The sequence below is a fragment of the Methylomonas sp. Uni0009 genome (assembly GCF_054188105.3).
In genome coordinates this window covers 3,709,735-3,722,424 of the sequence record NZ_JBTAFN010000001.1, presented here as the reverse complement: position 1 = coordinate 3,722,424, position 12,690 = coordinate 3,709,735, and the positions used below count along the sequence as shown (strand labels likewise).

Here is a 12,690-nt window from a genome sequence, read left to right as displayed (position 1 = left end):
CCAAGTTTTATAAAACGCTTATTGCAGTTTTTTACAAATAGCGATCCCTTGGGTAATTTCAGCTTTCCAGGATTTGCCGTCTTTGCAGGCTATGGCTTGTTCATAACCTTCAAACTTGATTCGGTCAAAACGCCATCCGTCATCGCCATTGCATAGCTCATTGGCATAATGGTCACGCACCCTTTTTGCCCAACTGATGGCGCCAGATTTTTCAAATTCACAATCTTTCCATTGGCCGGCGACAGCGACTTCTTTGAAGATATACTCGGGCTTTTTGTTACTATTTTTTTGCCCTGCGAGATTGTCACTGCCGGCGTCAGCGGCGGCTTTAGTGCTGGCTTGGCCAGGCAAACCTTTGATGTTGGCCTGATAAGAAGCCGGGCTTTCACGACAAGCTTTGTCAATCTCGGTTGTTTGGGAGCCGACGGCGCTGAATTGGAAGTTGTTCCAGTATGCCGGGTCCGGTTTGATGATCGAATACTTAACCGCATCTCCGGGTTTGAGAATGTCGCAATTGGCATTCATTAACGAGCCATCGTAGTTTTTTTGTTTTATGCAGGCCTCTATCGTAAAACTGCATTGATTCTGCACGGCTGCCACCGGCGAGAAGCCGGGTTGGTTATCTATGCTGGGCACAGCGCATCCGCCGACATTGGTGATACAGCTATTTCCGGCAGCGACGGCTTTACGCCCAACCAGTTGGTCGGCAAATTGATTGAGTATCTCGTCTACCGTAGGGGCTTTTGCCGCCGGTTGAGCGATGGCCACTGCTTGGCCAACTTGAGTAACAGCGGTTTGGGATTGGGCTTGCAGTTGTTTGGCCTCCTGTTGTAACTCTGCTTGTCTGCGTTGATTTTCCAGTTCCATTTCCGCCAGCATTTGTTGGCGGTCGGCTTCGGATTTTTTGTACATGGCCTCGGCTTCGCTAATGGTGACTGTTGATTCGTTGACTTGACCGTTGGCCGGTAGCGGTACTTCAACGGTCGCTATGACATGACAGGATTCGCGACCGCGTCGATCGACAGTACAATCTTCTATGGTTTCCGTCATTTGGCGGACTTTACGTTTTGCCGCTTTGCCCGGCTTGATGGTTTTGTATACCGCACCATCAGGCGTTTCAGCCACAGCGGGTTGGATGAGTTGCGCTACTGCGGCCAAAATAAACAGTAAGCGACGGGCAGGCTTTGCGGGCGTTTAAGTACTCCATGACGATTGCCGAAAAAAACCGGCGGGATACTAACATGAGGAATGCTGAATCTGCGAATAACTAAGGTGAGTTAAAGCATTGGAAGATCAATCTGTTTTGGAAGTCAGCCAATTTTGACTTCTTGCGGTTTTTTGCCGCCACTGATTAAAATCGTTATATCCCTGAAACGATTGATTACAAGGAAGACTATGCCAACCCCTATTGAACCTAAATCACTGACCCGCTATGCCTCCTCCAGAAAGCTGGTGGTGCTGCTGCATGCATTTACCAATACCGCCGATAGTATGAAATACGTCAGGGCCGTGGTTACTGAAAGTTATGGCATCAGTGTCGCGGATATTTTTATACCTGAGCTGCCGCTCGCGACATGGTCCTGTGCCAACCCGGTGGCGGTTTGCAATCAACTTCTTGAGCAAATCGATGTCTTGTGGGCCGAGCGCATCGAGAAATATCACAGCCCATACGAGAGCATCATGTTTGTCGGCCATAGCTTTGGGGCGTTGTTGTGCCGGAAATTGTATGTCTACGCCTGCGGGGAAACTGCTTTAGCCCCGTTTGAACCGGGCATTAGACTAAAAACACTACGTCCATGGGCCGGCAGCGTTGAGCGGATTATTCTGCTGGCCGGTATGAATCGCGGCTGGAGCATTTCGCATCATATGTCGCTGAGCAAGGCTTTCTATTTCAGTTTAGGGGTCGGCTTCGGTGGTGTATGGCAAGCCTTAACACGCAAAAAGCCGGCAATCATGCACATCCATCGTGGCGCACCGTTTATCACCAATCTGCGTATTCAGTGGCTGAGCATGCGATATAACGCGAAACACAAAGGTGTCGGCAACGCTTTGACGGTGCAGTTATTGGGCTCTATCGACGATATGGTTAGCCCGGAAGATAATATCGATTTGGTCAGCGGTAGTGATTTTGTTTATCTGGATGTGGCTAAAACAGGGCATGGCAACATCATAGATATGGATGAAAAACCGGATGCGCAAGACCGTAGGCGAAAATTCCGCGCGGCTCTGTTGAAGGATGAACAAACCTTAAAGCAGGAATATAACCAGTTGCCACGTGACGAAAGTTTGCTTGTTTCGCGTGACAAGGTCACCGACTTGATTTTTGTTATCCATGGCATCCGCGATCCTGGTTACTGGACACACAAAATCGCTCGTCGTGTTAAGCAGCTTGGCAAAGATCACCATAAAACATTCGAAACCGAGACCTCCAGCTATGGCTATTTCCCCATGCTGTCTTTTCTATTCCCGTGGCGGCGTCGTGAGAAAGTGGAATGGTTGATGGATCAATATACCGAGGGTTTGGCGCAATACCCCAACGCTGAGTTCTCTTATGTCGGCCATAGTCACGGAACATACTTACTAACCAAAGCATTGAAAGAATACCCGTGCTGCCGCTTCAAGCAGGTGGTGTTGGCCGGTAGCGTGGTAAGAACAGATTACGCATGGGAAGCCTTGCTAAAGCAGGGACGGGTAGGAAAGGTTTTGAACTACGTTGCCTCTGGCGACTGGGTGGTGGCTTGGTTTCCAAATGCCATGCAGATGTTGAATTGGCAAGATTTGGGTGGCGCAGGCCATAGGGGGTTTGAATCCGACCAAGTCAATCAAATCCGCTATGCCAAAGGTGCGCACAGTGCTGCCTTGCACGAGGATAATTGGGATGAAATTGCCAAGTTTGTGATTACCGGTAAAACAGATGGGCTACCCGCAACTATCAAGGAAGGTAAACAGTCGTTTTGGGTTAGCGCGGTCAGCAAAGTGGCCCCGCTGCTGTGGTTGGGCGTAATCTATTTGCTCTATCTGATTGGGCGCGAATTTTGGCCTGATTTGAGTGCAGAGCAATGGCGGAGTTTGGTGTTTAGCGGATTGTATGTGGCTGGTATTTTGTTGGTCTTGACTAAGGTTTGAAGATGGTTACAGCATTTATTAAGGACTTACAGTAAGGCAACTCCTATTGGTTAAGTCGAATCTGAAAATCTTGAACTTCAATCGGCAGTCTGCTTTTGCATCCTTAGCCGTCTTTTAAGTAATTGAGGATTTGAGTTTGCGATTGATCGGTTATGGCCGAACTTGCTCTATTAGAATGTTCGGCTTGAAATGTTTCTGTATTAGTGGCGCAAAATCCGGAGTTTTCCCTTCTCGTGGCACCCGATCTAGGTTTGGACGCTGGGACAGGCGGGAAGCTTAGGAAGGACGATGAAGCCAGTTTATAGGCGGCAAAGTGCGGTGGGTATAGCTTGCAAGAGCTTTAAGTGACATATGTTGGTGCTTTTTATTATCGAGTGCCAATCATCTAATCGGCTTGCGTATTATCCAGAATGAAGGTACACAATGCGATCAACAATTTATTCTCTAGCTGGCCTGTGCAGAAAATCCGAACCGTGTTTTTCGCCTGACCTTGCTAGCCTGAGGCAAAGGCGTCAACGTATATCCAACAATTGCTAGCACTACCCCACGGAGTATCTGGCATTGCGGTAAAGCCCTGAATCCTGGCGGGCCGAAGAAAGTATCTACAAGCAGTTGCCAAAATGGAGCTGCTGCCTTTTCTGCCGTACTGAATACCTCTTGGGGGGTAAAGCCTTGAGCGGAATAACGGGTCGGCACCAGCAGGCCTAGACCAAAAACTCTACCTCAGCGCAACAACGCCAAAACCTTGCACAAAACCAGGAACCAAAATTTATCGGGAAAACGCCGCGATAAACCGCTCCCGTAACTTATCCATGCCCAGCACGGGCGCATCGCTGGCCGGCAGCATGCCGTCCGTCCATTGCCACTCCTTTATTGCATCCATCACCTTGCTATCGCGACTAATCAGATGCACCAGCACATCGTGGCTATCCGATTCGCAGGTCACAAACGGTGCTGGTTGGTGGTCGCCCAGCACCAGCAGTACCAGGTTATCGTCACCATAGTTAATCGCGTAGGAGATGATATTCGCCAGCGCATATTCGATGGATTTTCGATATTGTTCGCGGATGCGCTCGGTGTTTTGCCAAACCACTTCCGGGGTGTCGCCGACGCGGGCTTGATTGAAGATGCTGCCGTCGCCGACCTGGTCCCACTGCACTAGCTCCGGCAACGGCGTCCACGGCGCATGCGACGAAATCAAGGCCAGCTCGGCCATCAACGGTTGGCGCGCGCCGGGTTTGCGCTCCAAGGCTTGCAGGGCCGACAGCGTGTATTGGTCAGGCATCGTGATCCAGTTGAAGGTTTGGCCTTGGTAGCCCAAGTCTTGCGCGGCATAGATGCGGTCGTAACCGAAGTATTCGCCTTGCGGCCAGGCCATGGTATGTGCCGGTTGTACCGCCACGGTGCGCCAGCCGGCCCGGTGGAACAGGCGATTCAAGGACGGGCGTTGGCTCATCACCAAGCGGTCGTAGCGGGTCTGGCTATTGATCCATAAACCGGACATCAGGGTGCCATGCGCCAGCCAGCTGATGCCGCCGTAAGTCGGCGAGGTCAGGTAAGCGCTCCGCGCCGACAAACCGTTTGCGGCCAGATCGGCGCTGCTTTGCTGTAATAGGGGACGGATATGTGCGGCGTAATCGGCTTTGTCGAGCACGGTCCGGCCATACGATTCGATGAACACCACCAGCACATCCTTGCCTTTCAATTTTTCGAACAATGCGCTGTCCGGCACGGCGGCATAAGGGTCGCTATCGACGACGTTGTTGAAACTTTCCTGATCGGCCATGCCGCTGCGGATGCTGGCAACGTGCTGGGCCATTAGGTCGTAAAACGGCTTCGCTGCTGGCGACCAACCAGCCAAGGCGCATGCGCTCCAAACCGTCAGGCCGGCGCATAAGGCCAGCCCAGTAATTTGCGCCGAACTTTGCAGCAGCGCTTGTACCCGGCGCAGCAAGGTGTTGGTCAGCCAAAAGATACTCAACAATAAGGCGATTAGCAAACCCGCAACGACGATGGCGCCAATTTGGCCAATGGTGCCTTGCAGTAGATTCATGCCGTCCGCCGGAAAGCGGGAATCGAGTACCGGGTTGAACGGCCGGTCGAAAACCTGGTATGCCGCGAGGTCGGCCATTTTAAAGATGATCCCCGTCGCCAGCAGTCCGGTGGCGCATAATCGAATCACTAAGCCGACCCGGCCCGGCACTAGCAGCGCCAGTCCAAGCAATAGCGCTTCTAACGGCAGGTAAGCAAAAGCCTCCAACGAGATCGAGCTTAAGCGATTGGGGATAAGCAACGCCGTCAATACATAAATCACCGCGAAACCATTCAAACCGGTTGAAAGATGAGCTGTCCGGTGAGAATGGAAAATCCTGTTATCGCCTAGCATCTATAGCCCCGCAAGCTGGTTAAATGTGGCCGGCAAAACCGTTGCCGATAAAGTGAATTTAAGTTTGCTGAGGCGGGCATGCTAAGTCGAATGTGCTGTTGTGTGTTTAAGGATGATACTGCTTGCAAGCAAAAACAACGCCAAACTGGCACGGCATCTGCTTGAGCTTATCGGTCAATCCGACTCAGTAACAGACACACATGCAACGAACCGAGAATGCCAACTTAAATTTTCTGCAGCACGAATTGCGCGTAATCGCCCAATTGGGCTTGGGCGTGTTGCTGATCGGTTTTGGTGTATTCAGCGTTGCGGAAAATTGGCAGCTTGCCGGCCTCTGGCTGTTTCGGGCCAGTCTAATTTGGGCTTATGTCTGCCTATGCGTATGGCGGCGTTTACCGTTGAACCGCGCCAGTTTGGAAGCGCCACTTTACGGTAGCCTCGGCTGGGGCAATCGTTTAACTCTCATGCGTGGCGGATTTATTGCGCTGACCGGCGGCTTTTTGTTTATGCAGCAAGCGCTTGCCGCTTATCTTTGCTTGCCGGCGATGTTTTACACGCTGGCGGCTATCCTCGATAGGTTGGACGGCTTCGCGGCTCGCCGTAGCGGACAGGTTAGCCTGTTGGGTAATGAATTGGATATTACCTTCGATGCGCTGGGATTGGTGATCGCACCGCTATTGGCAATCGGTTTGGGCAAACTGCATGGCTCTTATCTGCTGTTGAGCGTGGCTTACTATGTTTATCGGTGGGGCTTGCAGCGCCGTAGCTTACTGGGGTTGCCCTTATACGACTTGCCGGAAAATCCTTTGCGTCGGACTTTGGCGGGCTTTCAAATGGCGTTTGTTGCCGTAGCGCTCTGGCCGCTGCTTGACCCCGAGTTGACCGCTATCGCCGGCATTGCCTTCATGTTGCCGGTACTGTTCGGATTTGCGGCGGACTGGTGGGTGGTGTGCGGTAGGTTAAAGCAGCAGGACTATCAGCGCTTGGCAAATTGGAGCGCGCAGTATTTTCAGCCAGGGCTGAGATTATTAGTACCGTTGCTGCTGGTTTTGCTGATACCGGATGCCATCGACACCAAGGACAAACTGCTGGTGCTAGGCGCTGCGCTGGTTGTGCTTGGCTTGGCCGGGCGCTTGGGAGCGTTGATCGTGATCGTCTCCTTGGGTTGGCATTATCCGTACGATAGCAATCCTATTGTGTCTTATGGTTTGATCTTCTCTGCCAGCTGGATTTTGCTGCTGGGTACCGGCCGTTATAGCCTTTGGAGATGGGGCGACGAGTGGATTCAACGCTATGACGGGGCCTGATGAACTGGTTTAAGGCGCTGCCGATTTTATTGTGGTTGCCGGCGTTGCTGCTAGCTGGCACGGTGTTTAGCCAATTGCCGCTTGGCGCTATTAACCGGAGCATAGCCACATTATCTATTAGCCAATGGCTAGCCTGGATAGCACTGAATCTTGCGATTATTTTTCTGGCTGCCCAGCGTTGGTGGGTACTGAGTGATTTGCTGAAATTACCGGTTGGTGTTGCTAAGTTATTGCTGATTCGCCAAGCCGGCCAAGCCGTCAGTTTCATCACGCCCGGCCCGCAATTCGGCGGCGAGCCTTTGCAGATTTTTTGGCTATACAAACGCTGCCATTTGCCGCTGCACGGGGCGCTGCTGAGTTTGGGCCTGGATAGGTTTTACGAGCTGTGGATCAACTTCAGTATCCTGATCTTGGCGGTGCTATTGCTGCTGGCTTCACCGGCCGGCGCTGTCGCCAACTGGCGGGAAATCCTGCTGAGTCTGACCGCTATCTTGCTGACCCTGTCCTTGCTTGGCTGGTTTATTTTAAAGCAGCCGGAACAGATATTGGCTGGGTTAAAGCGCCTGGCTCGGCGTTGGCAGCAGCATCCGCGCCTGCAAAACATCGAAACCCATTGGCAGCGCTTGGGTAGTGACTTAAAGGACGCTGTCACGGCAGGTAAGCCGGCTTTATGCAAAGCCTTTATATTTTCTCTATGCGGCTGGGCCGGTTTGCTATTGGAGTTATGGCTGCTGCTTGGCGTATTTGATTTTGCCCTGGATATGTCTGCATTTCTGGTGGTTTTGGTGGCGATGCGCCTGTCATTTTTGTTACCGCTGCCGGGCGGCGTTGGATCGTTGGAAGCGGCGCTATTCTGGGCGTTTCAATATTTGAGTTGGCCCGCCGAAGCTGCCATTGGCTTGATTGCGTTAATGCGTTTGCGCGACGCGATTATGCTCGTCAGCGGCTTGGGTTGCTTGCGCGTTTTACAGGCAAGACGGTAGCACAAGTGCTTGCCTGAAGGCAGGGTATCAGCAAACCCTGTCTGTATCGCAACAGTTGGCGCGCATTAACTCTGTTCAACAACGGAATTCCCTGGCGATTAAATACGGCACGATTAGTGCTGTTTTCCGAGCAGGAACCTTGCTCAAGGCATCCGTTTTGATAACCCATAACCAGAGAGAAAATGCATGAAAAAAACTAGCTTTGTTGCCGGCCTGCTCGTTCTGAGCGCCAACACTGCCTTCGCTCAACAAGCCCCCAGCGACGCCCCCAAACCGCCGCTAGGCTTTTTCGTTACCAGTGTTGGCTCCGGCAAAGGCGCGGACTTGGGTGGCCTGGCGGGCGCGGATGCGCATTGCCAAAAACTGGCGACTGACGTCGGTGCAGGCAACCGTACCTGGCGCGCCTATTTGAGCACCCAGGCCACGGCCGACCAACCCGCCGTCAACGCCCGCGACCGGATCGGCAACGGCCCCTGGGCCAACGCTAACGGCGCGATCGTTGCCAACGATGTTGCCCATCTGCATGGCGACACCGTGGAGTTAGGCCAATTGGGCAACAACGTGCATCGCACCACCAACCTCACCGAAAAAGGCGCGCAGATCAATGGCGTGGGCGCTACACCTAACCAGCACGACCTGATTACCGGCTCCAAGCCGGACGGCCGCGCCTACACCGATGCCGCCGACCACACCTGTAAAAACTACACCAGCAGCGGGGAAGGCAGCGTTCGCGTCGGCCACTCCGACCGCACCAATCGCGGTGCCACCGGCGGCAACGTCTCCTGGAACTCCACCCACGACAGCAAAGGCTGCAGCCAGGAAAACCTGGTCAGCACCGGCGGCGCGGGTTATTTTTATTGCTTTGCGGCGGATTGAGTTGGTTTGAGAGGGTGGGCACGATTAGCGTGTGCACCGTGTAGCTTATTGGATGGGCTGACGAAAGGAAGCCCATTGATTGCGAGTGATTGATGCGCTTCCCTCCGTTCAGCACATACTATGTAACTATGCGTAAATCCATCCACCTTGCCGTCGCTATCTTGAAATCCGGCAAACCTTTTGATCCAAATATTTCGATCATATAAGCGGTTTTAAGGCGTTATCTATGGCACTTCGATTATCGTTTTGTCGCAATTGGCATCGGTATACATGATGAATTTATGATAAAAATATTCGACGCCTTTGACTGGCAAATAACCAATTTGTATTTTTTCCGCACTCACGTCTTATCTCCTTGGGTTATAGCGTTACGTTTGCTATATACGAATAAACTTCAGTAATTTTATTGTCTTTGTTGAAGCGAATAATTATTTGTAAACCAGGCCTAAACAACAGAAACCATCGATCTTTCAACAATGGAATTTCGAGTTCAATTTCGTTTTCTTTCTGACCGTTAACTTTAAATCCGTAAGCAAGCATGATTTTAAACTGCTCAAACAAATTACATTTTGGATTGAGATACTTATCCGAAATATGATTTACTTTAATGAATGAGTCGTTTCTATTCTCCTGATTAAAAAATGCATCCACCTCCTTAATCATTGCCTCAAGTCCTGATGACGTACATTCAAGATTAGAATTAGGGCCTGCAAAACTAGACGGCGTAAAAAATAAATTTGTTAATGCAATTAAAGCCGTAAAGCGCAATAACCAACGGGCTTTGCGCCGTATTTCTATTTCTTTCGTATTATTCAAACCCATATCAATCTTCTTCATAACCTTTCCAATCCAAAAAATTCGTGTCCCAGAAACATGTTTTCGATTTTTCATGATGCTATTTTCATTGGGCAGAACACACACCTGCATCCATTGCAAATAGATGCTGTTACTTAACCGTACGGAAGGATTATCGCAAAATCTCAATATGATTCGTCAGGACCGTAGGATGGGTAGAGCAACGCGAAACCCATCAAATAAAACCATAACCACCGTTATCCCAAATTTAAATCATTTTCCAATCCCATCACTCCGCACCAATTGGCGGGAATAATCCCTCGTTTAACATACCGATGAAACGATGAATAAGGCCAATCCGCGACGGTTATGACATAACCATGTTTTACTGGATTGAAATGAATATAATCCACATGCTTGGCAAAGTCGTTATCGTCTTTTATTTGGTGCTCCCAAAATCGTCTTTGCCAGATTCCTCTTTCATTTTTACGAATACGGCTATCGGAAATTTTCTCACCAATTTCGATATGCCTGGAAAATTCTGATTTGATTTGTCGCCAGCGCAAACTGAAATCATCGTCACCATCAGGTAATGTCCAAATGGCGTGCAGATGTTCCGGCAACACTACAATCGCTTCCATTGTAAATCGATGTTTTTGTTTAACCATACGGAAGGATTCTCGCAAAATCTCAATATGATCGGTCAGTAGTGTTTGGCTTCTATCAGCTAGGGGCTGTTGCCATTTTGTCATAATCCCTTTGAAAATCGATTGGCGAGCCATATTGATTGAGTTTTCAATCAAACGATAACTAGCGAATGCCACGCCAACTGCTTACAGATACCCACTGGGAAAAGCTAAAAACGATTATGTTGAGTTTCAGCATTTACGACAAACCCGGTCTTCGGCAAACGGTCGAAGGGATTTTTTATCGCTTGCGTGTTGGCTGCCCTTGGCGAGACTTGCCCGTCGCTTTTGGCAAGTGGAATGCCGCGTACAAGCGCTTCAATGCCTGGTCACTGCAAGAAAAGCTGAGGGGTATCTTTCAAGCGCTAGTGATTGAGCCTGATTTGGAATGGCTATTTATTGATGGCAGCATTATTAAAGCCCATCAACACAGTAGCGGCGGCGCCCATGAAAATCCAACAGCCATCGGGAAATCGGTCGCAGGCAACACGACCAAAATCCATATGGCGGTTGATGCCGGTGGACTTCCCATCCAGTTCTCGATTACGGGGGGCGAAGTACATGACTGCAAAGAAGCGCCGGAATTTGTGGCCAAGCTCCCCCAGGCGGGCTACATGATTGCAGACAAAGGGTATGACAGCGAGCCGTTACGGATTCAAATTCGAGACCAAGGCACAGTCCCCATCATCCCAAGAAAACAAAATTCAATAGTCGGGAATGAGGAAATGGACTGGTGTCTCTATAAATATCGCCACCTCGTTGAAAACGTATTTGCGCGACTGAAACATTTTAGAGCTATTGCCACCCGATATGACAAACTAAAACGCAATTTTGAAGGTGCTATCGCCCTGGCTTGTGCATTTATATGGTTACCGATGTGAAACGGCAACAGCCCCTAGATTTACCGTAAAAAAATAAGTGCCACCTTGGACACGATGGCGACGGTATTCAGTCATTTTTTTCAGCGTAAGTTTGAAGTTAGCGATGGGTTTCGCTTCGCTCTACCCATCCTACGAAGCCCATTGAGTTTAGCCCAAGCTTAGTCCTGTGAGCCATCCCGCTAAATTGTTTTCCATACACCCGATCAACAATATCAGTATCTCCAGCAACACTTTTTATCCAGCCCGGCGTAATAAAGCCAGGCTTGGCAAGGCTTATAAACATGGCATAAATAGTGATACGACATTATCGGCATCACGCCTGTTTAATCCTTGAGAGTGAGTGGTCTATGTTTCGCACCGAACGATTTTTGTCTGTAGTTAATCCTAGTACCGGGCTGCCCGCCTGGTATTTTTTGACTCGGGAAGGCCGTAAAGGGCCGTTTTCCTCTAAAACCAATGCTCAGGTGGCGCTGCACCACTACATCGATAGCTGTGCCCGACAGGGACTTGCTAGCCGGCGCACGCGGTTATTGGCGAATGGCTGAGTGTTTATCGACTTTGCCCGATTACTTGACCCGATAAAAACGCGCGGATGCCGGCGCAACTTGTCTCCCATTTGGGATGGTCGGCATAGAATTGCAGGGCGTTAGCGCCCAATCGAGCCAGCAGTTGTCGATCATGATGCAGGGTTTGTAACAAATTGCCTAAGGCGACATGACCTTCGGGTTCGATCAAATAGCCGTTTTCCCCATCGCGAATAATCTCCCAGGCCGCGCCCGCCGTGGCGCCGATCACCGGCAAGCCAACCTGCTGGGCTTCCACGTAGACAATGCCGTAGCTTTCGTAAGCGGATGGCATGACTAATAGATGATGTTGCCGGTACAAATCGGCCAACGCTTCACCTTGCATTGGGCCGAGCAAGGGCACGCTTTGCGTCAATCCGGCATCGCGAATCAGGGTTTTAATTTCCGCGACATAGCCCGGTTCCATGTCCAGCCGTCCGACCACGCTGAGCAGGTAGTCCGGTGCTGGCAGTTGGTTAAGGGCTTTGAGCAATACATGCAAACCCTTGCGGCGGATGACGTTGCCCACCAGCAATATTCTCAGCGGTCCTGGCTCCAGCGCGCGGTTTAACACGGCTGTGTGATCGATGTTTACGCCCGCAAAATTATCGCCGGCCGGCACAGCAATACAGTGCGGAGGTAATTCGCCGGCCAGTAGCTGTCGGATTTGGCTTAGCGTGGTCCGGCTGTTGGCGATGATGCCGTTCACCGCTTGTAAATAGCGGCTCTCGATAATTCTGTACAGCCAGCGGCTATACCAAGGTGCTTGGTCGATGCTGACCAGCAGATGCACCAGGGCGATTAGCGGGATGTGCAGTTGACTGCTAATGCGCCGATTTAAATTAAACACCGCCGGATGCACCATAGCGTCTTGAATCAGAATATCCGGCTTGGCTGCGGCGATTTTCTCCAGCAAATCGCCGGTAATATTTTCCGCCAACAGCCGCCAATAATTATGTGGCGGCAAGCTGATGATGCTGACCTGATCACCTTGGCTTTGCAGGTAAGATACCAACTTGCGGTTATACAAATAACCGCCGCTGACGCTATTCATGTCGCCAACGACCAGCAAGCCAATGTGCATGAT

The 12,690-nt window shown here is 50.7% G+C and carries 11 protein-coding genes; 6 read left to right on the top strand and 5 right to left on the bottom strand.

Annotated elements, in window-relative coordinates; all coding sequences use genetic code 11:
* Positions 1–18 precede the first annotated feature (18 nt).
* A complete protein-coding gene (locus ACWAU0_RS17115) occupies positions 19–1,125 on the bottom strand; it encodes a hypothetical protein (RefSeq protein WP_458137377.1) in 1,107 nt (368 codons plus the stop codon).
* Positions 1,126–1,395: 270 nt separating this feature from the next.
* Here ACWAU0_RS17115 and ACWAU0_RS17110 point away from each other — a divergent pair, with 270 nt between their 5' ends.
* Positions 1,396–3,126, top strand: a complete 1,731-nt coding sequence (locus ACWAU0_RS17110; RefSeq protein WP_458137376.1) for a lipase family protein — start codon at positions 1,396–1,398, stop codon at positions 3,124–3,126.
* Positions 3,127–3,895: 769 nt separating this feature from the next.
* On the opposite strand, the gene ACWAU0_RS17105 is transcribed toward ACWAU0_RS17110, so the two are convergent.
* On the bottom strand, positions 3,896–5,512 hold the full coding sequence (locus ACWAU0_RS17105; RefSeq protein WP_494521764.1) for a sulfatase-like hydrolase/transferase: 1,617 nt from the start codon (positions 5,510–5,512) through the stop codon (positions 3,896–3,898).
* A 200-nt stretch (positions 5,513–5,712) separates the two neighbouring features.
* Here ACWAU0_RS17105 and ACWAU0_RS17100 point away from each other — a divergent pair, with 200 nt between their 5' ends.
* From ACWAU0_RS17100 to ACWAU0_RS17090, 3 genes are all read left to right on the top strand, one after another.
* Positions 5,713–6,819, top strand: a complete 1,107-nt coding sequence (locus tag ACWAU0_RS17100) for a CDP-alcohol phosphatidyltransferase family protein (protein ID WP_458137374.1) — start codon at positions 5,713–5,715, stop codon at positions 6,817–6,819.
* Entirely contained in the window at positions 6,819–7,802 is a 984-nt protein-coding gene (locus tag ACWAU0_RS17095) for a lysylphosphatidylglycerol synthase transmembrane domain-containing protein (protein WP_458137373.1), read from the top strand. The genes ACWAU0_RS17100 and ACWAU0_RS17095 overlap by 1 nt, the downstream gene beginning before the upstream one ends.
* 186 nt (positions 7,803–7,988) lie before the next feature.
* Positions 7,989–8,678 carry a hypothetical protein gene (locus ACWAU0_RS17090; protein WP_033156368.1) on the top strand — a complete coding sequence of 230 codons (690 nt, stop codon included), beginning with the start codon at positions 7,989–7,991 and terminating at the stop codon, positions 8,676–8,678.
* 360 nt (positions 8,679–9,038) lie between these two features.
* Here ACWAU0_RS17090 and ACWAU0_RS17085 read toward each other — a convergent pair whose 3' ends face one another.
* Both ACWAU0_RS17085 and ACWAU0_RS17080 read right to left on the bottom strand, forming a co-directional pair.
* Positions 9,039–9,569, bottom strand: a complete 531-nt coding sequence (locus ACWAU0_RS17085; RefSeq protein ID WP_458137372.1) for a hypothetical protein — start codon at positions 9,567–9,569, stop codon at positions 9,039–9,041.
* A gap of 161 nt (positions 9,570–9,730) precedes the next feature.
* Positions 9,731–10,255, bottom strand: a complete 525-nt coding sequence (locus ACWAU0_RS17080) for an REP-associated tyrosine transposase (protein WP_458139238.1) — start codon at positions 10,253–10,255, stop codon at positions 9,731–9,733.
* A gap of 35 nt (positions 10,256–10,290) precedes the next feature.
* On the opposite strand from ACWAU0_RS17080, the gene ACWAU0_RS17075 reads away from it, so the two are divergent.
* Both ACWAU0_RS17075 and ACWAU0_RS17070 read left to right on the top strand, forming a co-directional pair.
* Positions 10,291–11,040, top strand: coding sequence for an IS5 family transposase (locus ACWAU0_RS17075; protein ID WP_458137371.1), 750 nt, complete (start codon positions 10,291–10,293; stop codon positions 11,038–11,040).
* 347 nt (positions 11,041–11,387) lie between these two features.
* On the top strand, positions 11,388–11,585 hold the full coding sequence (locus ACWAU0_RS17070; protein WP_415880688.1) for a DUF6316 family protein: 198 nt from the start codon (positions 11,388–11,390) through the stop codon (positions 11,583–11,585).
* A 4-nt stretch (positions 11,586–11,589) separates the two neighbouring features.
* On the opposite strand, the gene ACWAU0_RS17065 is transcribed toward ACWAU0_RS17070, so the two are convergent.
* Positions 11,590–12,687 carry a glycosyltransferase family 4 protein gene (locus tag ACWAU0_RS17065; protein ID WP_458137370.1) on the bottom strand — a complete coding sequence of 366 codons (1,098 nt, stop codon included), beginning with the start codon at positions 12,685–12,687 and terminating at the stop codon, positions 11,590–11,592.
* Positions 12,688–12,690 lie beyond the last annotated feature (3 nt).